At 45.8% G+C, this 23,246-nt stretch carries 20 protein-coding genes; all 20 read right to left on the bottom strand.

What is annotated here, in order from left to right; translation table 11 throughout:
• Positions 1-6: 6 nt before the first annotated feature.
• The 20 genes from J7L64_01520 to J7L64_01615 all read right to left on the bottom strand — a co-directional run bounded on the left by J7L64_01520 (position 7) and on the right by J7L64_01615 (position 23,238).
• A complete protein-coding gene (locus J7L64_01520; GenBank protein ID MCD6451031.1) occupies positions 7-2,310 on the bottom strand; it encodes a S9 family peptidase in 2,304 nt (767 codons plus the stop codon).
• A 332-nt stretch (positions 2,311-2,642) separates the two neighbouring features.
• Positions 2,643-3,899, bottom strand: a complete 1,257-nt coding sequence (locus tag J7L64_01525) for an adenosylhomocysteinase (GenBank protein MCD6451032.1) — start codon at positions 3,897-3,899, stop codon at positions 2,643-2,645.
• A gap of 33 nt (positions 3,900-3,932) precedes the next feature.
• The gene (metK, locus tag J7L64_01530; protein MCD6451033.1) at positions 3,933-5,084 is read right to left on the bottom strand and encodes a methionine adenosyltransferase; all 1,152 of its coding nucleotides are present in this window, start codon (positions 5,082-5,084) and stop codon (positions 3,933-3,935) included.
• A gap of 209 nt (positions 5,085-5,293) precedes the next feature.
• A complete protein-coding gene (locus tag J7L64_01535) occupies positions 5,294-5,785 on the bottom strand; it encodes a hypothetical protein (GenBank protein MCD6451034.1) in 492 nt (163 codons plus the stop codon).
• 663 nt (positions 5,786-6,448) lie between these two features.
• Positions 6,449-6,934 (bottom strand): hypothetical protein, encoded by a 486-nt coding sequence (locus J7L64_01540; GenBank protein MCD6451035.1) that lies wholly within the window; start codon positions 6,932-6,934, stop codon positions 6,449-6,451.
• A gap of 223 nt (positions 6,935-7,157) precedes the next feature.
• Positions 7,158-8,318: an undecaprenyl/decaprenyl-phosphate alpha-N-acetylglucosaminyl 1-phosphate transferase gene (locus J7L64_01545; protein MCD6451036.1), complete on the bottom strand. Its 1,161-nt coding sequence runs from the start codon at positions 8,316-8,318 to the stop codon at positions 7,158-7,160.
• Positions 8,318-9,361 (bottom strand): DegT/DnrJ/EryC1/StrS family aminotransferase, encoded by a 1,044-nt coding sequence (locus J7L64_01550; GenBank protein ID MCD6451037.1) that lies wholly within the window; start codon positions 9,359-9,361, stop codon positions 8,318-8,320. The genes J7L64_01545 and J7L64_01550 overlap by 1 nt, the downstream gene beginning before the upstream one ends.
• Positions 9,362-9,371: 10 nt before the next feature.
• Positions 9,372-9,986 carry a PIG-L family deacetylase gene (locus tag J7L64_01555; protein MCD6451038.1) on the bottom strand — a complete coding sequence of 205 codons (615 nt, stop codon included), beginning with the start codon at positions 9,984-9,986 and terminating at the stop codon, positions 9,372-9,374.
• Positions 9,983-10,672 carry a WbqC family protein gene (locus J7L64_01560; protein ID MCD6451039.1) on the bottom strand — a complete coding sequence of 230 codons (690 nt, stop codon included), beginning with the start codon at positions 10,670-10,672 and terminating at the stop codon, positions 9,983-9,985. Before J7L64_01560 ends, J7L64_01555 begins: the two co-directional genes overlap by 4 nt.
• The gene (locus J7L64_01565; GenBank protein ID MCD6451040.1) at positions 10,669-12,132 is read right to left on the bottom strand and encodes a hypothetical protein; all 1,464 of its coding nucleotides are present in this window, start codon (positions 12,130-12,132) and stop codon (positions 10,669-10,671) included. Before J7L64_01565 ends, J7L64_01560 begins: the two co-directional genes overlap by 4 nt.
• Positions 12,129-13,289, bottom strand: a complete 1,161-nt coding sequence (locus J7L64_01570; protein ID MCD6451041.1) for a glycosyltransferase family 4 protein — start codon at positions 13,287-13,289, stop codon at positions 12,129-12,131. Before J7L64_01570 ends, J7L64_01565 begins: the two co-directional genes overlap by 4 nt.
• Entirely contained in the window at positions 13,282-14,430 is a 1,149-nt protein-coding gene (locus tag J7L64_01575; protein ID MCD6451042.1) for a glycosyltransferase family 4 protein, read from the bottom strand. Before J7L64_01575 ends, J7L64_01570 begins: the two co-directional genes overlap by 8 nt.
• Positions 14,427-15,539, bottom strand: a complete 1,113-nt coding sequence (locus J7L64_01580; protein ID MCD6451043.1) for a glycosyltransferase family 4 protein — start codon at positions 15,537-15,539, stop codon at positions 14,427-14,429. The genes J7L64_01575 and J7L64_01580 overlap by 4 nt, the downstream gene beginning before the upstream one ends.
• Positions 15,536-16,657 (bottom strand): glycosyltransferase family 4 protein, encoded by a 1,122-nt coding sequence (locus J7L64_01585; protein MCD6451044.1) that lies wholly within the window; start codon positions 16,655-16,657, stop codon positions 15,536-15,538. The genes J7L64_01580 and J7L64_01585 overlap by 4 nt, the downstream gene beginning before the upstream one ends.
• A complete protein-coding gene (locus tag J7L64_01590) occupies positions 16,650-17,435 on the bottom strand; it encodes a glycosyltransferase family 2 protein (GenBank protein ID MCD6451045.1) in 786 nt (261 codons plus the stop codon). Before J7L64_01590 ends, J7L64_01585 begins: the two co-directional genes overlap by 8 nt.
• A complete protein-coding gene (locus J7L64_01595; protein ID MCD6451046.1) occupies positions 17,432-18,412 on the bottom strand; it encodes a glycosyltransferase in 981 nt (326 codons plus the stop codon). The genes J7L64_01590 and J7L64_01595 overlap by 4 nt, the downstream gene beginning before the upstream one ends.
• Positions 18,409-19,446, bottom strand: a complete 1,038-nt coding sequence (locus J7L64_01600; protein ID MCD6451047.1) for a glycosyltransferase — start codon at positions 19,444-19,446, stop codon at positions 18,409-18,411. Before J7L64_01600 ends, J7L64_01595 begins: the two co-directional genes overlap by 4 nt.
• Entirely contained in the window at positions 19,446-20,900 is a 1,455-nt protein-coding gene (locus tag J7L64_01605) for a flippase (GenBank protein ID MCD6451048.1), read from the bottom strand. The genes J7L64_01600 and J7L64_01605 overlap by 1 nt, the downstream gene beginning before the upstream one ends.
• Positions 20,897-22,270, bottom strand: a complete 1,374-nt coding sequence (locus tag J7L64_01610; protein MCD6451049.1) for an O-antigen ligase family protein — start codon at positions 22,268-22,270, stop codon at positions 20,897-20,899. The genes J7L64_01605 and J7L64_01610 overlap by 4 nt, the downstream gene beginning before the upstream one ends.
• Positions 22,267-23,238, bottom strand: a complete 972-nt coding sequence (locus tag J7L64_01615; GenBank protein ID MCD6451050.1) for a P-loop NTPase — start codon at positions 23,236-23,238, stop codon at positions 22,267-22,269. The genes J7L64_01610 and J7L64_01615 overlap by 4 nt, the downstream gene beginning before the upstream one ends.
• Positions 23,239-23,246: the final 8 nt, after the last annotated feature.

A 23,246-nucleotide genomic window follows, 5' to 3' on the forward strand; every position in this document is an offset into this window, starting at 1 on the left:
ATCCAATCACCTTGGTCCTGGAGGAAGATGCTTCAGTAGATAACGGAGGAGAAGCGTCCTCAGGTGGACGGTAGTGTTCTTACCCTCAAAGATTCCATGGGACCGATTGGGATAGATCATCACGCTAAACTGTTTATTATTCTTGATCAACTCGTTTATCAACTTTGCGGTGCCCTGAAAGTGCACATTATCATCGCCAGTGCCGTGAACCACCAAAAGGTTCCCCTTCAGCTGATGGGCAAATGTAATGGGAGAGCCTTTTATATATGCCTCCTTATTCTCGCTGGGCAAACCGGTGTACCGCTCTTGATAGATGGTGTCATATAGCCGTATATCCGGTACCGGCGCAACAGCCATCCCGGTTTTATAAAGGTCAGGATAGCGGAAAAGGAGGTTTAGTGTCATCGAGCCACCACCACTCCATCCCCAAACGCCGATCCTCTCTGGATCCACATAGCTCCATCTACGGATGATTTTTCTCACCGCTGCTGCCTGATCAGCGGAATTCAAAACTCCGATCTTCCCATAAATGCACTTCCGCCATTCACGACCCCGGGGGCAAGGTGTTCCTCGGTTATCAAGCGCCATAACAATATAACCTCTTTGGGCGATCATCAGGTGCCAGAGATCGGTTCTTCCTCCCCAGGCATCCCTTACGATTTGACCCGCTGGCTCACCATAGACATAAAACAGGACCGGATACTTCTTACCGGGATCGAAGTTATAAGGTTTGATTTGATAGCCATCGAGAACAACGCCGTTGCCGATATCCACCCGGAAAAACTCTATCGGGCGATGTTTAAGTGCCTCTACCTTCTTCTTCAACTTATCGTTCCTCACCAGGGTACGAACAACCTTATGACTTGGGAGTTCAATGAGGTCAACGGTTGGAGGGATAAATTTCTTGGAGAAGGTATGAAACGCCCACCTGCTGTTTCTGGAAATCTGATAACTATGGGTCCCGCTTTGAGACATTGGGGTTATCCGTTGAAGCTTTCCCTTCCCATCTAACCGAACCCGATAAAGATATCTCCTTAGAGGATCGTCAGGAGAGGCGATGAAATAAACCCAACCATCCTTTTCATCGACATTCGCAATGCTGATCACATCGTAAGGACCGGGGGTAATACAACTAACATCTCTTCCATCCCGGGAGACAACATAAAGATGGCGCCACCCATCTCTCTCGCTTACCCAGATGAACCTTTTCCCCTTATCAAGCCAATAAATCCTATCTACCACCTCCACCCAGGCATTATCGCGTTCAGTAAGGATCGTTCTCACCTCACCAGTAAGCGCATCGCCGATCATAACCCTATCGGTATTCTGCTTCCGGTTGAGCACCTGAAAGATAATCTCCTTAGGGCTTTTTGCCCAGTCCATTTGGGCGATATACTGATTCCGTGGGTCACCTGGCACCTTCATCCATACGGTCTTCCCCCCGGAGGCGCTTATCACCCCTACCCGACAGGCAGAGTTAGTGGTTCCCGCCTTTGGATAGCGAATGGGAATCAACTTAGGATAAAGGGAATCGGTGTAATTGATTAGATAGAAAATTTTTACCTTCGAGGAATCAAGTTGCCAATAGGCTATGAATCGGCTGTCCGGACTCCAGCGAAAACCGTCCCTTAAGCTGAACTCCTCCTCGTATACCCAGTCGAAGGTACCGTTGATGATCGTGTCTGAGCCATCTTTTGTAAGCTGGATTATCCTGTGATCCTCAAGGTCCTCAACATAGATGTTGTGCTCCCGGACATAGGCCACCTTTTTGCTATCTGGCGAAAATTTGGCGAACATAAGGGTTGAGGGTTTGGCATCACCACCGAGCTTTTTTAGCTCCCAGTTCTTAAGATCGAGTACATAGTAGTCCCCCCTCGTATTACGACGCCAGACCCGCTTCGAATTGGTATAGATAAGAAGATACTTAAAATCGGGAGAAAAAGCAAAATCATCAATCCTTAACGGTTTCGATCCCCCTGTAGGTATCAGCTTCGATGCGGAAACGAGTACCTCCCGTTTTCCGGTCTTGGCGTCATAGCGAACGATATCCCTTCCGCCCTTTATCTCCTTGGATGGCTCAAGAACAACATACCCATTTCCATCCTCAAGCCACCTTGCTCGGAAGTACTTGGCGCTGAACTCCCTACTAGCGTAGATCCTCTCGATGGATAAAAGTCCGGTATCTTTCCCCACCGTTTGTGAGAAGGCAGAGGAAAAGGCGAAAACAACCCCACCGATTAAGAGCAAAGATGCCCATAACAAAACTCTTCTTCCAGCGGTGGTTAAGCTGTTATTGTAGTTTTTCCCCATTTTTCCCTCCTTTTTTATGCGGTATATGAAAGTATTATATCCCGAAGTGGATGGCTTACGAAATCTTTTTTAAGGAGTTCCTTACTGGATGAAAATCCGAAGAATAAAAAAATAAAAATGGGAATCATCCCCCTCTTCAAATATCCTCATACTCTAACAAATTTCTTCTGCCTTTACACTCTATCCAAGCTTTTAAACAATCCTTCCTCACACTTATAATACGCCTCTGTGCATTCTATTTACACAATCGCCGCTCTTTCCCCTCTGCAATTTATTATCCTTGGGAAACGGTATTATACAGCTTGCACCAACAAAAATTAAAAATAAGTGATCTAAGTCCCTTCAGACCAAGAAGAGAGATATTCCCTCTGCTCCTCGGTGAGGACATCGATGTTCACCCCCATCGACTTAAGCTTAAGCCGAGCGATCTCCTCATCTATCTCCTTAGGCACCTTATAGACTTGGGGCTTTAAGGAAGCACCTTCCCTCACTAAATAGTCGACCGTAAGCGCCTGATTGGCGAAACTCATATCCATCACCATTGCCGGATGTCCTTCTGCTGCTGCTAGGTTTATCAACCTACCTTCACCGAGGAGATATATCTTCTTTCCATCGTAAAGGGTGAATTCCTCGACAAACTCCCTCACCTTTCTCCTGGAGGAAGAAAGTTCTTCAAGGGCAGTTATGTCGATCTCCACATTGAAGTGTCCCGAATTGGCTACTATCGCCCCATCCTTCATCGCAAGGAAGTGCTCCTTCCTAATGACACTCTTATCCCCGGTCACGGTGACGAAAAGATCGCCTACCTTAGCCGCTTCTATCATCGGCATCACCAGATAGCCATCCATCACCGCCTCAAGGGCTCTCACCGGGTCAACCTCACAAACTATCACCTTCGCTCCCATCCCCCGCGCTCTCATCGCCACCCCTTTACCACACCATCCATAGCCGGCAACCACAAAGTTGAGCCCAGCGAGTAGGATGTTGGTCGCCCGGATTATCCCATCAAGGGTGCTTTGTCCCGTCCCATAGCGGTTGTCAAAAAGATGTTTGGTATCGGCATCGTTTACCGCGATTATGGGGTACTTAAGAACCCCGTGCTTCGCCATACTCTTTAACCTGATGACGCCAGTAGTTGTTTCCTCAGTACCTCCAATAATTCCTTTCGCCAATTCCTTCTTCTCTGAGAGCACCGTGGTTACCAGATCAGCTCCGTCATCCATCGTTATCATCGGTCTATGAGCTAAAGCAGAGTAAATGTGTTGATAGTAAGTCTCTTTATCCTCCCCCTTTATAGCGAAGACGGGGATGTTATAGTCGGCGACCAGAGAAGCGGCGACATCATCCTGCGTACTCAAAGGGTTGGAAGCACAAAGCACAACCTCCGCCCCTCCGGCCTTAAAGGTTAGGGCAAGATTCGCCGTCTCAGTGGTGATATGGAGACAGGCAGAAATCTTTACCCCCTTTAGAGGTTTTTCCTTCTCAAACCTCTTTCTGATACTTTGGAGAACGGGCATATTCCTCGATGCCCATTCGATCCTCAGCTTACCTTCTTCAGCCAGACCAAGATCTTTTACATCGTAATCCATAAACCAACACTCCCTATCTCAGTTTCTTCGCAGTTATAATCCTGCCTCCCTCCTAAGGGTCTCGGCCAAGTCGGTTCTCTCCCAGGTGAAATCTTCGTCCTCTCTACCGAAATGACCGTATGCCGCCGTCTTCTTAAAGATGGGACGGCGAAGCTTCAGATAATCAATGATCTCAAACGGCTTCAAGGGGAAATGCTCCCAGATCAACTCCTTTATCTTATCCTCTGAGATCTTCCCTGTCCCCAAGGTATCGACCATTATGGAGACGGGATCAGCTACCCCAATGGCATAGGCAAGCTGGACCTCTACCTTATCGGCAAGCCCTGCTGCTACGATGTTCTTCGCTATGTAACGAGCCATATAGGAGGCGGAGCGATCGACCTTGGTCGGATCCTTGCCGGAGAAACAACCACCACCATGGCTACCTACCCCACCATAAGTATCGACTATTATCTTTCTCCCAGTGAGACCTGTATCCGCCTGGGGACCGCCGGTGACGAACCTACCAGTAGGGTTTATATGATAGATGGTATCCTTATCCCGAAATTCCTCAGGGATTACCGGGAAAATAACCGTCTCCCTAAGTTCTTCCTTTAGTCTATCGGTGCTAACCTTATCGCTATGCTGGGCAGAAAGGACAACCGTCGTCACCCTCCTTGGCTTTCCCCCATCGTACTCCACCGTGACCTGAGTCTTTCCATCGGGACGAAGATAGTCAAGGATCTTCTGTTTCCTCACCTCAGCCAGCCTCATCGCCAACTTATGGGCAAGCATAATGGGGAGGGGCATAAGCTCCTTTGTCTCATTACAAGCATAACCAAACATAATACCCTGATCGCCTGCTCCACCAGTATCCACCCCCTGAGCAATATCCCGGGACTGCTCATCAATAGAGGTAATCACCGCGCAGGTATCCCCATCGAACCCATACTTCGCCCTGGTATAACCGATATCCAATATTGTCCGGCGCACGATCTTGGGAATATCAATATAGCAATTGGTGGTTATCTCACCCGCCACTACCGCCAACCCTGTAGTTACCAATGTCTCACAGGCTACCCGACCAAAGGGATCCTGCTCCATAATGGCATCGAGGATGGCATCGGATATCTGATCCGCGATCTTATCCGGGTGCCCCTCGGTTACCGATTCAGAAGTAAAAAGAAACCTCCCTTCCTTGCTCATACGTGCCTCCCTCCAATAGAAATCTCACATTCCGAAAAAATAACTTTATCACGCCCCAATTTCGAAATCAACAAAAAAAGAAAAGGATGTATAAGGGTGATTATTACCCCCTCCTCCTGAATTGTCCGTCCAGCAATCTATCCAAACGAGGACGCCTCTCTTGAAAAGAGTACTCTTTAGAAAACGACTAATTCAACCCTTATATCCAACTATAATCGCAAAACAACCCCTCTCAGTAAGGATAGGCTATGGATGTTATCTGGCGTCGAAACTATGATCGCATATCTAAGATCGAACCTCAATCCCGCAGTTTGATCCAGAAACCAGCAAAATCCTCCGCCCATATTAATTATGGGATCAACCGTCCTTTCCGGCGTTAAAATCTCCACCGTATCTCGATCAGAAGGATCCTCTCTTCTCACCTTGGAAGAAAAACAAACTCCTCCATTAAACTCAATCGCTATCTGTTCCTTGAGGAGATAGGCAATGCCCAACCCTATGTTTGGAGAGGAATGAGCAGGGGTAACCGGAAAATCATTTCCACCGGAGATATAATCGTCTTGAGATCCGTACTGGAATGTCCGAGTTAATCCACCGAAAAAGATCAATTGGAACTTCTTTTCTTGCCCATACGAGATACCACTCCCTACCAAAGAGAAGAAAAAGATAATAAATCCTGTCTTTACTCTCTTCTGTCTCATATCACCTCCCCCCCTTTAATTTCTTCACCTTCTTCACCCTTATCTCCACCTCTTCTCTATCCACATACCAACCACCGGTAACGATGAGATAAACTTTATAGGTTCCCGATTGGGTGAAATCCGGTGTCCAAGAAAAGAAACCATATACGGATAGTAGAGGGTAAATGAATTACCGACGCCGGCGGTTCCAGTAAGTAATCCCGTGTCGTGGGGAAGGCCCTTTATATGAGGCCATCTATAGAGCCGAGGCCAACAATACCTTATCTTAATCCTAAGGAAAGCCTTCTATAACTCACTCCAAATCCAGAAATCAGCTGCAAATCTCCTTTCCTGATATTTGTTATCGGTTTTATAACGATATCGTTCTTCCTGTCCACCATCTTGCTTGTCAGGCAAATATCAAACTCCACCCCTAAGGTGGTAAAAATGCTAAACCCTGAAAGAGGTAAGCGATAATGGGCTAAAAGTGGTAGGGCTAAGTAAGTGAGCTTATAAAATGTATCCCCCCACTTCACCCCGGAAAATTCAACAAGTTCTGACCTCTTCTCTTTATACAGGAAACATCGGTTTCTAAGAAAAACCTCTTAGAGAGGTCGAAGCTAACCCCCACACCAGCACAATATCCCAGCTTCGCTTCATGCCTCGGAGGAGGAATAAGAGGGTTCACTCCCTCACTGTAGCCGAAATTTTGATTGTATTCGAGTCATCCTCTATTAAACCAGCGTTCTTTAACTGACAGAAAAGGCACCAAACCTCTTTACCTTTCTCAAAAAGGGCATCAACTAAGTCCTTCCTTCCCTTAACAGTAGCAAACTCCTCAACCCCTTTAGCTTCAGGATAACTGAAATCCCAATAAGCATCGCTCCAATCTATGTCTTCGAACCCCCAATAAGCAATGACACCACCCCTTTCGCCCCCATAGTTCTCGTCATCGATGTTTGCTATCCAGCAAACCGTATATAGATGCTTCGGGTAAGGGAAAATCCCTTGCGTTGACTCTCCCCTTACCCAGCCATAATTCGGGATCCAGATTTCCACTATATAATGTGACGAGGGTTTCCTCCTCTTCTGAAAAGGAAAAGGAACAAAAAGCGAAGAGAAGGAGGAAACAGCTATAACGAGAAACCGCCTTCTAACTTTTAGCCCCATTTTTAGCTCCTTTCCCTGAAGAAGAATAAAGAGATATTCAGATTCCTTTTTTGTAGAGCAAAAGTTATGCTATCTTCCTTAATTGACTCAGAGATATTATCTTAATAAATTTTTTATACTTAGACAATAAACCAGGTAAGAACGATCGGCATAATGTATTCTATCGGATACAACAATCGTCACCTCTTGAGGACAGTTTCAAATAAGAATGCTATTTGAGATATTATCTCCTGCGTTCGAGGCGGTTTCCCGCTCGCTCGAGGAAGGTGATAAGAATGAGTATTGTAGCCCCTTGACCAAGAAGGATCAATGCATCCTTGGTGGTCGCCGAGCGGAGAAGAAGGGCGGTAATACCAAGGCAAATGCTTATAAGGTAAATGAAAAGAACACTCTGTTTTTTACTGCGGAAGAGAGATTCAAACCGATGATGGATATGATCCCGTCCCACATAAGCAATCCACTCCTTCACACTCTTTACCTTTCCCGTAAGAACACGGCTCACCGTGATATGAACCATATCATAGATCATCACCGCAAATATAAGAAGAGGGGCGGTAAGAGAGACGATGGGATTGTTATCCGCCCACTCCCCTTTTACCGCGATCGAAGCGAGGATGAAACCGAGGAAGGTGCTTCCCGAGTCCCCCAAGAATATCTCCGCATCTCCTCTTATCTTAAAGTTATAGGGAAGAAAACCGACCGAACTTCCTAATGCAGCCACCGCCAACCAGCCAAGATAGGGCTGATTGGTCTCAAAGGCGACCATTCCAAGAAAAAAAGCAGTGATCCCGGAAAGCCCTGCAGCAAGACCATCCATACCATCAAGGAAATTAAAGGCATTGGTTATTCCAATAACCCAGAGGTAGGTGAGGACGGCATTTACCACCATCCCCCACCAAAGATAGGGAGGAAAAAGAACAAGATAGACCCCATATTTAAGAAGCAAAGAAACAGCGAGTATCTGCACTCCTAACCGGAAGGCAGGTGAAAGTCGTCTTATGTCATCGATAAGGCTAAAAAGAAACACAACCGTTGCTCCAAGAAGAACCGCTTTCATCCCTGGATCGAGGATAAAGTTCTTCAAAAGGGAAAAGGTGAACGCAGAATAAACTGCAACTCCACCCAAGATGGGAGTGGGATGGCGATGAATCTTCCTTGCCGAAGGGAAATCGAGGAGCTTAAACTTGAGGGCGATCCGCTTCATAATTGGAGTAAGAGAGAGAGATAAGGAAAGAGAGAAAATAAGGATGTAAACCCACCTCAATCCTGCTCTCCGGAAGAACGATTCCACCGAAGGAAACCAAAGCGATATAAAAACAACCAAAGCAAGCGGGTAGCAAAACTTGATAGGTATGATGTTCAGACACTTCCTCTCGACATTCATCAACCGACTGCCTCAATTACTGCAGAAAGTACCCCTTTTATCTCCCCCTCCTTTAAGTCAGGATAGATGGGGAGGGACACCGCCTTGCTAAATGCCTCATCGGTTCTGGTAAAACCGGATAAACCGAGATATGAGGAAAGGGGACGGAAAACCGGCTTCCTCGCCTCTATGCCTCGCTCTTTTAGGGAATGAACAAGCTCATCTGCTCCCTTATTTTCAGCCCGGATAACAAAGCGAAAGAATATACCCTCCCTCTCCGAAGATGTTTCTGGAAGAATTAAGGGCAGTTTCTCAAAAGCGGAAATATACCTTCGCGCTATCTTTCTTCTTTTCTCGATAAACCGGGGAAGCTTCTTAAGCTGTATCAACCCTATCGCTGCCTCTATGTCGTTCATCTTGAAGTTGAAGCGGGGGATAAAATCTTCTTTCTCATCGTACTCTCGCATCTCCTTCACCCTTTCTATTATCCGACGAGAATGAGAAAAAACCATCCCCCCCTCCCCAGTGGTGATGACCTTGGTGGCGTAAAAGGAAAATATCGAAACCACCCCAAAGGAGCCCACCGGCTTACCCTGATAGCTTGCCCCGATACTCATAGCACAGTCCTCAATCACCGGGATGCCGAGCGACAAAACCTCATCTAAGCTCGCAGGAAAGCCGAACATATGAGGAAGAATAACCGCTTTTGTCCTCTTGGTAATCTTCTTTCTTAAATCGGCAGGGTCGAGATTAAACCCTGAGGGCTCTATATCGATCAACAAGGGGGAAGCACCACAGGAGATTAAAGCATAAAGGGGAGCGGTACAGACGAAGGCGGGAAGCGCCACCTCATCGCCCTGCCCTATCCCGAGTGCCTTTAAGGCGAGGAATAAAGCAGCAGTTCCCGAAGAGCAAGCAGCGGCAAATCCCCCCCCCAGCGATTGGGCAAGGGCTTCTTCAAATTGGACTACCTTCTCTCCCCCTGCTATCATCCCCGAGCGGATAACCGCATTAACCGCCTCTATCTCCTCTTTACCTAAGCTCGGTTTTGAGTGCGGTATCATTGTAGCTCCGCTATATATTGATGAACAGACGAAGAGAAACAAACCCCTCGGCGTACTGAACCTTTGCCTGGGTTCCTCGGAAATGAGCAGTGGCTCGAGCTATATCCAATATGGAAAGACCCTCTACATTGGTCTTGGTTATCTGGGAGCTATGGGCTTCAAGGGAAGCGAGCTTTGCCTCGAATGTCTGTTTTATATCTATAAACACATTGGGTGAGAAATTGACCGTGGTCGGAACCTCATAGAAAAGCACATTGCGAATGTATCTGGTAGCGGAAAGGGATGCTTTCGCCAGGGCTACATGGTCTTGGTGGGTATCCTCATAATAATTGACGAAGATAAAACTCGGCTTCACCCTTTCGATAACCTCCTCGATCTTGTGAATAAGGGGTAAACTCATCGTTAGCTCGGTATCCCTATACCCACCAAAAAAGACCTCTTTTGCTCCGATAATCCGTTTTGCCTCAAACTGCTCCCTCCTTCTCACCTCGGGATCCCCACCCAACTCTCCCAAGGTTAAGATAAGAAGATAGATATCACATCCCTTCTTCCGATATTTTATCAGGCTACCCCCACAGCCAAACTCGATGTCATCGGGATGGGCACCTATCGCCAATATATTCATAGCTTCCCTCCCTCAAGGATTATTTTGCCACTTTCCTCTCCCAAGTTAAAGAGCAGGTCTACCACAGAGAGATAAGGTTCAAACTCTCCATAAAGTTGAGGATATACTGGATGCTTGAATTCCTGAAAGATTACCTTTATCCCTGCCTTTTCAAACTTCGTTAATTCAAGATAACCTCTCCCCCCAGCGCCGGATATGTAGGTGTTTCCACCAAGCTTTTGGCAGATAGCCACCAATCTATCCGTCGCCCCCTCTGGAAGGGATTCAAGCTCAGAGGCCACTACAAACCTTTTCTCTATAGCCAGCGCTTCGGCTATCTTTTCAACGAAGTAAACATTAAGGGGAGAAAGGTAAACCCATTCCTTCTCAAACCCTTCAACAAATATGGGGAAAAAACGCTCAAAGTACGGCGCCTTGCGGTAGTTTATCTCGAGCGTCCTCAGATGCTTTTTTCTCCAATTCTCCCGATTGTTTATCATCACTTCAGAGATAAGTTGAGGAAAACGGTGAATAACGGGTACGGTGAGCCAGATCACCCTGTCCTTTGTCTTTATCCGATTCCTGTTTTGGAACTCGTTCTTCTTGAACTGGACATTATCGAGAAAGACGAAGACATCAGCCATCATCATCTTATGGAAATAACCGAGCCAGGGTAGATACTGCGGTTGGTGAATAGCGATCTTCATTCCTTCATTCTCCGCACAAATATCGGGTTGCTAACGATGGTATGAGGGTAATGGGTAGTTGCCTCAATACGATAATACCCCTTTTTCATCCCCGCTGGAGGCACATCGACAAAGCTTATCTCGAGGCTCCCTTTGCCGCTTGCCGTCTTTATAACTTCACCATCTCTTATTACCTTTACCGTTATCATCTCATCAGGCTGCGGGGGGATGAGCGACAGGGATATATTGACCCTCACCAAAGAGGAAAAAGAAACGGTGTCCCCAGATATGCCCCTGCCTTTTTCCCCTTCCAAACTGAAATCATCAAGCACCATCTTATATTCCCTTGTCCTTCTTAAGGCGTACATTCTCCCCCGCTTAAGGGCAGATATTACACTCTTCTTGTCAATTGTATCTATCAGAAATACCGTCTGCACATCATCAATTCTTTTACCTCCCTCCCCTTCATAATGATAATCGAGCTCTCCTATAGTGAAGGGAGGATTCGCTCTTAATCCCATTATATACTCTTTAAGCGCCTTATCCCAATATCCTCCGGGGTTAGCACATTCCTTCATCCCCTCGTAAAGCGAGGCAAACCCGGTATAGTTCTTGGTCTTAATCAGCATTTCTGGATATTTCCTGGTCCTGAAAAAAGCCAGCCGGTAATCCCTGGTTGCCTCTGCCTCTGGATGAGCGATAAAAACCACCCCTCCCTTCCCCGTCACATAGTCTATGAAAAACTGATATGGCTTCATCCCTTGATCCCCATGATATTGATCGAAAGGAGCAACCTTAAATGGGAAATTGTTAGCTAAGAAGATAAGGGAAAGGACAATGAGCGATATCCCCCAACCCCGATATCTCTTCACCACCTTAACCTGAACCAATCTCAACTTTATTATCTTCGTCTTCTTCCTTTTGGTGAGAAATAAGCCGAAGAACAAAAGAACAAGGGGCCAAAAAAGGAGGATGGAACGAAAGGAGTAATGGTAAAGCCGTGAATTGCCAACCATTGGTAAATTAAGGATATCTTCCTCTTTCTCAAGGCCTATTACCAGAAGGTGCTTGGACCAAGAATTGACTTTAAGTCTTCCGGGAAGGGGAAGTCCGCTAAAATAGTAAAAGGGCGCTGCCTCTAAGCCGGGGATAACCAACACCTGAGGATGAGTTCTATCTACCCTTCTGATCTCCGCGAGGTACCGCCCAACCCCCTTGGTGAAGACCGAACTCTCCATCACCTTCTTCTTCACAATATTACGGAGAAGGGGGACACCATACTCAAACTCGGCTAAAGGGTGATCAGTGATAATTACCACCTTTATTCCTCTTTCCTCGGCGAGTTTAACTATCTTCTCAACGGAATATCTACCCGTGCTATAGGTAGTATGGATGTGGATTATCCCTGGCACCTGGTTCACCAGCGCCATTAAAGGGAAACCAACAATACTAAACAAGAAAGAGAGTAAAATCCTTTTCATTCCCTTCCCCCTTCTCCGACAAGCTCAAGGTAAACCTTTTCTATCTCTTTAACCATACGAGAGGCGCTGAAAAGACTTGCCCTCTCCCTTCCTTTCCTCCCCAATCTTTCACCAAGATCAGGATAACGAAGTAGGCTCAATATCGCCTGTGCTAAAGCATCGGGGTCAGCCGGGGGAACAAGAAAACCGGTCTCCCCCTCCACTACCACCTCAGGAAGCCCGCCTACTTTAGTGGCTACTACCGGCTTTCCCATCGCCATCGCTTCGACCGCTGCCCTTCCCATTCCCTCGTTTAGCGAAGGGAGAACGAATATATCGACGATAGCGAGGTAAGGACGGATATCATCCTTCATCCCGGTAATAGTAAGAGGAAGAGAAGCCCTACGAGCCAACTCCTCAGCCCTCGCGCGGAGAGGACCATCTCCTACCCAGATAAAGTGGATTTCCGGATACTCCTTCGCTATTCTTTCTCCTGCTATTATTAGATTGAGTGGATCCTTTATTGGGACCAGTCTTCCCACACTACCTATCACCTTGGCTTTAGCCGGTATATTCAGCTCTTTCTTCACCTTCTTCTGATCGACATCGAACTTAAAAAAACGCTCAAGCTCAACACCACTTGGAATGACAACGAACCTGCTCTTCTTACCGATCTTCCTCTCCAGATGTTCCTTCACCTCCCTTCCGGTTAAACCGATTATCACATCGGTAAACCTGGATACAAACCTCTCAAGGAGGATGAAGAGCCAACTGATAATCCTTCCGTAATAGCCGTAAAATATATGACCGTGAGGGGTATGGACGATATACGGCGTTCCAGCGAAATAGGCGGCAAGACGCCCTAAAAAACCGGCTTTCGAAGAATGGGTATGAACGATATGATATCTCCCCTTCCTAATCCTCCTGAAAAGGGCGAAGAAGGAAACGATATCTTTCACCGGATTGACCGGGCGAATGAGTGAGGAAAGTTCTTCATATTCTACTTTGTTAACTGCCTGGGAGAGCTTAGGTGAGGGATTAGTTGTCCTTCCCGCTATCAAGGCTACATCAAACCTCCTCCTATCAAGGCGGGAGACAGTGATCAAGGTATTATCGGCAGAACCACCGCGATCGAGCCTAGTAATGATATGAAGGACCCTTATTTTATCATCAGCCATAGAGCTTCCTCTTCACCTCGGTGAAAACTTTCTCCCCTACCTTTTCCCAACTCGATGCTAAGGCTATCCTCCTTCCACCCTCACCCAATTTCCTCGCAAATTCTGGATTTTCAAGCAACCCTATCACCGCTTCTGCTACCTTTCCCACATCTGCCTCAGGGAGAAGAACCCCATTTACCCCATCGATCACCGCATCTTCAACACCTCCATAACGCGAGGCGATAACCGGTTTACCACAAGCACCTGCCTCGAGGAAGACCAAACCGAACCCTTCGAAATCCACCTCATTTACCACCTGATTTACCATTAGGAATATGTCGCAGGCATTGTAATAAAGAGGAAGAAGGGCATCAGATACCCTTCCCACCAATTTGACTTCAGCTTCTACCCCAAGTTCTTCAATAAGCTTGAGAAGTTTCTTTCTCTCTGGTCCCTCACCCACGATAAGATAGGTAATATTAGGTATCTTCCGCTTAATAAGAGGGATCGCCCGAATAACGATCTCCTGCCCCTTTCTCGGAATGAGCCTTCCTACGGTTAGAAGTACCTTTTTCCCATTCAGGTTATACATTTTCTTGACGACATCACTGGCATCCATCGGTTTGAACCGATGGATATCTACCCCGTTGCCAATGACCAAGACCTTTTCCCTTGGCAAGTTAAGGGAATAAAGAAGTGAAGCGGTATAATTACTTACCGCAAAGGTAAGCTCCCCCCCCGCAAAAACCTTCTTCATCCAATTCCTTACAAAGGGCTTCCTCTGATATCTGCTTATCTCAAGTCCATGGGCGAATACGAAATAAGGAGGACCATTTCCTCTCATAAGGTAAGCCAAGCTACCCCCATAAAGCCAGGAGGTAGCGATTATTGCCTCTGGCTTATGGGTATTTATGATCTTTTTCAAGTTCACCCATAAAGGGATTGCTTTGAGATACCGAAGGGCATCCCATCCTGCCCTCAATATCCTTAGATCATCCTCCCTTTCATCGAACTCCTTATAACCGGAGGCTTTAGTAGCGAGTACCACCGTTTCCGGAAAGCCTTGCTTAATTGCCTCCTTCGCCAGATAGTAAGAGACCACGCCAATTCCTCCCGGAAGCGGAGGAAATTCAGTGGTGAGTATGAGGAGTCTTCCTCTCATCGTACCCTTTCCAACACCTCGATAAATAAACTCAATATTCCCTCTGTCATTTTCTTCGTGGTGAACATAGCTGCCCGCCTTCTCCCTTTAACGGAAAGTTCCTTCCGTAAGTTACGATCGGCAATAAGCAATTTTATCTTCCCCGTAAGTTCATCAGGATGAGTAGGGGGGAAATAGAAACCAGCATCTCCTACCACTTCAGGAAGAGATGAGGAGGAGGAAACAATTACTGGAGTACCACAAGCCATCGCCTCAAGCGGAGGATAGCCAAAGCCTTCATATAAAGAAGGGAAAATGAAAATAGAGGCGGCGGAGTAGAAATAGGAAAGCTCCTCATCAGGAACGAAGTGGAGAAATTTCACCTTTAGCGAAAGGCTATCGGCCATTTTCTTCAGCGGACGGGCACTCTGTTCATCGCCTCCCACAAGGAGCAAGGGGTGTTTCTCCCTGATTTTATCCGGGAGCTTGGCATAAGCGGAGAAGAGTAAAGGAAGGTTTTTGTGCGGTTTGAAATTACCTACATAGAGGAGGTATCCTTTCTCCAAGCCATATTTTTTTAGGATTGGCTCCGTCTCTTTCTCATTCTTCGGCGCGAAGCTCGAATCTATCCCCGGATAGATTACTTTAATTTTATCCTCTGGCAGGAGGAAGTGTTCCAATATATCCCTTTTCGAACAATTGGAATCGGTGATCACCGCTTGAACCTTTCGGAGGATAATACTTGCATACCGCTTAAACAGCGGATTCTTCAAAAAACGCTCCCCGAAGTTCTTTGGAAAATGGAGAAAAAGGAGGTCATGGATGGTTACTACAGCAGGACAGGGAGGATGAATCGGTGCTTTATAGTAAGGCGAGAAGAAAAGGTCGACCTCATCCTCCTCGAGTGCTCGAGGGAGATGATACTGGTCCCATAACGGGGTAAGCCATCCAGGAACGACTTTTAGCCTCGTTCGCGGAAGATTGAACCCTTTGATATCCGAATCGGCATAAAGCCAAAACTCAAAATCAGGAGCCATTCTCGTTGCTTCAGAAAGAAAAGAGAGGAGATAACGCCCAATGCCGGTGCGTCTCCCGGGAACCAACTCCCTAAAATCTATTCCCACCCTCAACCTTTGCTCTCCATTATGGTGCGATATAGTTTCTTTATCTCTCTGCTATGGCATTCCGCACTAAACAGTCTCTCTACCTTTTTCCTTCCCCGCTTCCCCATCTCCAATCTCTTTCTTTCATCCTCAAGCAGGGATAAAACCGCTGAAGCCATCATCTCAATATCACAAGGAGGAACAAGGATACCCTCTTCTCCATCCTCTACAATCTCCGGGATCGCCCCTGAACGATAGGCAACAACGGGAAGGGAACCCGCCATCGCCTCAATAACCACCCTACCAAAGGGCTCATCAAGCGAAGTGATAACAAAAAGATCGAGACTCCTTACAATTTTCGGTATATCCTTCCGGAAACCAAGGAAGAAAACCTTCTTTCCAATTCCAAGTTCTGAGACGATTTCCTTAAGTCTTGAGAGATACTCACCACCAGTGATATCCGCTCCCACCACTACAAATCTAACATTGGGGCAATCCCTTATCACCTTGGAAGCGAGAAGGATAAAGTCCTTAATCCTCTTTTTTGGTTGGAGTTGGGCGATGGTTCCGATCAACAAATCGTCCTCACCAATCTTCAGTTCTTCTCGTAAGGTAGGCTTTGCTCGATCAAATGGCAAAAGATCAACCCCGTTGTAAATCACAGTTAGCTTCTTTTCGGACAGCCAGGGGAACCTTCTTTCTGCCACAAACCTTGAAATGGCGATCACTCTGGTAGAAAGTGAAGCCAAGACCCTATCGATAAACCCATCGGATTCCGCTATCCGCACATGCCATATCACGGGCAACCGAAGAAGTCTTCCCACTATCCCTCCGTACCACATCGCTCTTGAGGTGTTGGCATGGATTATATCCACCTTCTCCCTTCGGCTGATCCTCCATATTTTAAGTAAACTCTTGAATATAGCAATTAAGTTGAGGTTTTTTAGGCTAACCAAGGGAAATACTTCAAGTGATACATTAAGTTTTCTCGCCCTCGAAGCTACTTCACTTTCCGAAGAAGGAGCAACGAGTATAGGACGAAAATCCCCACCCGCGAGATAGGAAAGAAGGGTGAGTAAACTTATCTGCCCTCCCCCCTTAACCCATCCAGTATGGTCGAGAAATAAAACCGTAATTTTATTCATCCCCTTTAATCTGCTTTTCCCAGACCTTGGCATAAGCGATAAAGATGGTGAGCCCGGAGGAAAAACTGATGAAGAAACCATAAAAACCGTCCCCCACACCCCACTTGACCAAATACTTGTAGAAGAAGAAATAAAGCGGTTTAACAAAGAAAAACAGAGGAATGTTATACCACCGAACCCTAACCCCCTGATCATATAACTCTTTTGCCATCTCTGTAGTGTACCGGTCCAGCTTACCCAAATATTGAGAAAGAGAGGAGTAAGAGAGATGGATTAAAGCATTTTTAAGATATCCGCATTTTCCTTTAGGTATCCCATGGGAATGAACGGTCGGGGGGAAATCAACAAAACCTTTTTTAACTAAACGGAGGATATAGCTCGGATACCAGCCACATCCCCTTATCCATTTTCCCAAGAAGTGATTCTTTACGGGAATATAGTAGCCTATCTCGTCACGGGTAGGATCGTTCACCAGACCAAGCATCTCCTCGGCAAGCTCTGGACTTACCCGCTCATCTGCCTCGAGGAGAAGGACCCATTCGTTTCTCGCCTTTTCTATGGAAAACATCCGATCAGGGTTACATATCCCCTTAGGTTCAGTAACGAATACCCTATCAGTGAACCTTTTTGCGATCTCAACGGTCTTGTCCTCACTCGACTGATCAACCACGATGATATCGTCCGACCAAACTACGCTCTTCAGGCACTCTTCAATATTCCTTTCTTCGTTCCTCACAATAAGGGCTATCGATATCCCCTTTTTGTTCTTATTTTTCATCGTCTTCTCCATAAATCAATAAGATAAGAAATCCTTCCCCATTCAAGTCCAACATCCATCACGAGCTTCACCAAAGGCAACACCAATAGGGGCGATAAACTACCGAGGTACCTATAACCAAAGCGATACCGATAGATCATCAAAATATAATAAAGCAAACCCGTTGCTGCGATGATAAACCAGAAGGGGAAGGGAAGAAAGGATCCAAAAGCAAACAGCAGAAGCAACTTAAGAGAAAGCGAACTTCTCACAAACCACCGATAAACCTCTCTTCTTGGGAAAAAACGAGCAAGGTCCATATCGGTTTTCCCTCTTACAGAAAACCAACGAAATATTTTTCCTAAACTACCTCGAGGAAGATGATATACCTTCGCCTCAGGATTATAGAGCAGAGGATATTTTGAAGAAATACGGAAGGAAAGGAGAAAATCTTCCCCAAAATAGCGAAGCCCTCTCTCAAATCCTCCTGCCTCTATAACTTTCTCCTTAAGATAGGCACAGTTACAAGTGGAAAGATATCTTGTCTTTCGCCAGTTTCCACCTGCTTGGTGATAGTACTTAAGCCCTCCTCCAGGGAAACCGAGTAGATTTTCAGCATAACCTATAGCCCCCGTGTCTTTGACAAACACTGATCCTCCGACACCAACGGCTTCACCAGCAACGATGGGAGAAACGAGTTCTCTTAGCCAATCCCTTTCCACCTCACAATCATCGTCGGTGAAGGCAACTACACCAAACTGGGCGTTCTCTAAAGCGATGTTGCGAGAATAGGCTATTCCCCTACCCTCTTCTGGTATAGGGATATACTTCACTCCCTTGATAGGTTGAGGGCAACTGGTTTCTTCCACTACTACCACTTCGTACCTATCCCGAGGGTAATCCATCCTAAAGATGGATGAAAGGGCTTTGTCAAGGAGTTTCCTCCTTCCCTTAGTGCTTATTAGGATAGAGACATAAGGCAATTCGGTATCTCTCATATACAAAACACCCCGAGTTTCAAAGAGGAGTAAATCCGTCCCAAGGTCATCGCGAACGATTTGAGGAAAAGAAGACCAACAATACCCATCTGCTCAACTATATCGGCTCGGAAGACTTCGTCTTTAAGCCTTTTCCTCACATCAACCAGTAAATACAGAAAATAAGCAGGGATTAAAAGGAAAAACAAATGATAAATCAACCCGGCAACAAGAAGAGACAATAGCTTTTTATCAGCCGAGTTAAAATTGAACCATATCCTTGCGGGAAAGCGGAAATTCATTATGGTCTTTCGGGGAAACTCTATTACCGCTGCTTTATCAAAGTGCTTCCTGAGCATTCCCCCCTGCCTCTTACCGAAAGCGAAACTCTGCCGGATCATACCTAATAAAGTTTCCCTATGGATGTGGTAAACAAGGGGTTTTGGTGAATAGAGTATCATATATCCCTTCTTATAAATCCGAGCACATAGATCGTGGTCCTCAGGAATAACCGGATTTTCATCGAACGACCCAACCTCATTAAAAACCCCCTTCCTTATCGCCAGATTGGTTGTAGCGAACCCTCCAAAGACCAGGTTATAGTTCCGCACCTTTATCTCCCGGGTAGGAGTATGCAGGGTAAAAAGGGAGAGAAACTTCTGAACCGTGTTCCTCGGTCTATATCCTCGTATCATCCCGGCTACTCCAGCAAGGAGGGTTGACTTCTCCCTCAAAAAAATCTGCTCCAACTCATAAAGCCAATCCCTATGAGGAACGCAGTCGGAATCGGTAAACACGATGATATCACCTTTAGCAATTGATATGGCTTTATTCCGAGGAGGAGCGAATCCCCTTTTCTTTTCAGTGGTTATAACGATTTTGAAACCAGGATCGCTTCTTAAAAATTCATGCGCTATCCTCAGGGAGGAATCGGTGGAGCTATTATCGACTAAGATAAGTTCATCTGGCTTCCGGAATTGATTGGCGATAGCGGTAAGACAAAGGGGAAGGGTCTTTTCGGAATTATAGAATGTGACCACTACCGATAACTTCATTATCTCCCTCTTGGAACAAAGAAAGACATCAATTCCATCCGCTCCTCTTTAGGAATGGCTCCCGAAACAAGGAGAAAAAATAAATAGAAAAAAGCGGCTACAGGGATAGAAAGAAAAAGGGAATAACCTCTTAGAAGATATGTAATTAACGACATAAGGAACACTCCTATCCCTCCCCTTACGGAAAATATCTTTCGGAGAGAAAGCGGGATCTCTCCCCTCACTACCAAGAAAGAGGTTAAGAAAAGGAAGATCTCGGTAAAAAGGGTGGCTACCGCTGCTCCTCTCGCCCCCAAAGCGGGGATCAATTCCATATTAAGAGCAACATTTATCCCAAGGGCAATACCGCTTATCAACGCTACCTTCTTCTCTTTACCCATTGAATTCAAGGTAGTTATAAGAGTGTAGTTCAGCCAGATGAGTGCCACCACTAAAAGAAGGATGGAGAAAACAGGAATGGAGGGAACATATTCCTTCCGATAGAAGAGAAGGAGTAGCTCCTTTCTCAGGATAATCCCACCAAAGACAATGGGAAGACTTAGAAGGAGAAGATACCTCAAGACCCGGGAAAGGGCGTGGAGCAATTTTCCTTTATCCTCCTCAGAATATCGAGAAAACCTGGGGAAAAGCGCGGCGGTAAGAGAGGCAGGGAAAAAATTTAAGGCATAAATGAGATTATAGGGGGCGTTGTAATATCCCACTTCTTTAACCCCCTTTAGCAACTTTAGCATCACACTATCAACCCGAAAATAGACAAAAAGGAATATCCCAGAAAGGGCGAAGGGGATGCCACGACGAATCAAAAAGCCAAAAAAGGTCCAATCGAATTTAAACATCGGCTTGGTGAGCCTACTCGGACTTATAGATACCCAAGCGAGAAGCCCGACAAGGCTCATCATCAGATAAACAGATCCTACTGCGATGAGGCCTCTATTCGTGAGAAGCACGAACATAATCCCTAAAAGCAAAAGAAGCTCTCTTCCTGTATTGATGATGGCGTTTATCTCCATCCGTTCAAAGGCGGTCGAGATATTTTCGAAGCAATTGGCAAAGGCGTTTGCCACCATCATCCCAGCTATCAAGGCAATAAGGATGAGTGATGCGCCTGTTTCCTTAAGCAGAAGGGCAATAACGATTATCAAAAAATAGGTTACAAGCGATAACCCTCCTCGCAAAAAGAGACTGGCACCGAGATACCGAGCTCCCTCTTCCCTTCTCCGTGCCACTTCCCTGATGGTGAGGGTAGAGATGCCGAGATCAGAAAGAAACACGAACAAAGTAACCAAGGATATGGCATAGGCTATTTTTCCATATCCTGAAGGACCAAAATGGTTGGCGATAAGGAGAGAAACAATAAAAGAAATCAGTTTATTTGCTAAGCTACTCCCGCTAAGGAATAAAGTGTTTTTTAAAACCTTCCCGTTTGTCTTATTGTTTTTTCCTATTAGAATCATAGTATTAAATCTGGCCGCTTTTCAGTTGGACGAAGTAGATCAGGAAGCATGATAACTATAGCGGTGAAGAGCCAGAATGGCTCCATAATTCTAATGATGATAAAGGTATTAGCCCCTATTCCATGGAATATTAAGCCAACGAAGCCAGCAATATACCCCATAACAATCCCACGATAAAAAGGAGAAGAAAGCTTTCTATATACCTTAATCGCCTCCCGATATATTCGAAAGAGGAGATAAAGGAATATGAAGAAACCAACCAATCCTGTCTCTACCAGAGTCCTTATATACTGAGCATCCATAAAGGCAAAACCGGTAACCCCATAGCCGAATAGCGGATGCTTGGTCCAACCGTTCAAACCAAATCTCCATGATCTTATTCTCGCTGAAGCCGAGGTATCGAGTTTAACACCTCCAACTTGGATCTGTCCCCTCGCTGGAGGCTGGTTGAAGGTGTAGTCGATCCGCTTTCTCACTTTAGACGGAGCAAAGATGACGAGCCCCACTACCAGAAAGATCAACAAAAATAAGACGGGAATCCTTTTATCACTGAGAATAAGAAAGACAATTGCCGCAGGGAGAGCTGCCAACCAAGAGGTACGAGATAATGTATAAAGGAAGGGAACTATCAAAACCAGCGCAAATATACCCCAGCGAAACCTTTCTTTCGAACTTCCCGTAGTGAGAAATATCCCTCCAGCAAGGGCTATCATAAATAAAAGATATCCTCCCAAGGTATTTGGTTCTCCAGTCTTTCCTTCAAAGGGTGCGGTCACTCTTTCTCCAGACGGAATCTGAGAGATGGCAAAAATCGCTATAAGAAAAGCGGTAAGAAAAGCGATGAATATAAACCTTTTTGCTTTTCTTTCACTATCGAGATTGTTAACCACCATAAAATAGATGAGAAAATACTCCACATATTTCAACACATAAAGGAGACCTAACTTCAGGTTCAGCCTACCAGCGAGTCCTCCTAAAAAGGTAGAGAGGAAACAGATGCTGATGTAAGCGAAAATGGGACGGTTTAATGGGGTCTTCAAGAAAAGTCCCAGCTCTTTATAAAATGCGGTCTTGGCAAGCCAGCTCAATCCTATAAGGAGGATTAGGATATCGTCCAACCTAACTATCAACTGCCTACTTGCCTCAAGGCTACCTCCGCCTGCTGCTGGAGCTATTGCAAATTCTGGTGAAAGAAGCATTGACAGAATAAGGAGGTAAATGGCGTATTCCGTCTTAACCAAAGCGAGTAAAGCAATGGCTATCCCAAAAAGGGAGAGCAACACCACCTTGGGAGAAAACTTGGCTATTCCAAAAGAAACTGCTAAGGATATGACCAAAATTATAATTGCAGGAAGAAAGACCTTCCTCATTTTCCCCTTTCTTTATAGCCAAGTCCTTCGTATTGAATAAGTCTATTAGCGATATCCCAAATCGCCCTTCCCGCATCACTCCTCGGCTTCCTGAGGAAGAAAGGCTCTTTTTCTCTTACTGCATTCATAACCTTTTTATCAAAAGGAACTGCTCCTAAGAATCTCACCTCAATAGCAAGGTACTTCCTTACTACCTCCTGAAATCGTTCATACAGTTTAAGTTGAGCTTTGTTTTGAACCATATTAAAAACCAGATAAGGGCGGAAACTGTGGATCAGAGTTTCTACACTCTGGGCGGAAATGGGGTCTTCCATCCTTATCCTGACTATTAGCTCGGCTATCGTGCGAACCCGCTGCTGGCTATTTCTCATTGAGGCATTCTTTACCAACGAAAGAACTATCGGATTTTTCCGGAATATTCGATTTAATTTACGATAAATGGCGCTCCGGAGAAAGAGATAGGTTGCCTGAATCGATGTTGGCTCTGGAGTGGTGACCAAAATGCCCCTCGTGGAGGTTCCGAAAAAGTCAATAGTATTATAACCACAACCCGGGCTGAGATCGAGAAAGAGAATCTGGGACGGTAAGGAGCGTAAGGCATTGATGATCCGCATCTTCTGTTGATAGTTAGGATTGGCGAGATAAAGGATACCATTAGCACCACTTATGAGTCCAAGGTTGTTGAGCTCCGTTTCCTCGATAATCTCGGACAGCGAGGAAACGGTACGTCCCAGAAAATCGTTCAGGGTGAGCTGGGGATATCTTATTCCGAGAAAAAGATGAAGATTCCCTATTCCCAAATCGGCATCGAGGAGGAGAAGTTCCTTTTCCGGCAAGATAGTAGCCAATGCCATACCCAAGTTCGCGGTGAGAAAACTCTTTCCCACCCCCCCCTTTCCACTTCCTACAGGGAAGACAAATCTCCCCTCCGCGGTGTCATCATACCGCCTATCTTGGACCTTGGACATCTTATCAA

This window comes from Acidobacteriota bacterium, assembly GCA_021161905.1.
Taxonomy (GTDB): domain Bacteria; phylum Acidobacteriota; class B3-B38; order Guanabaribacteriales; family JAGGZT01; genus JAGGZT01.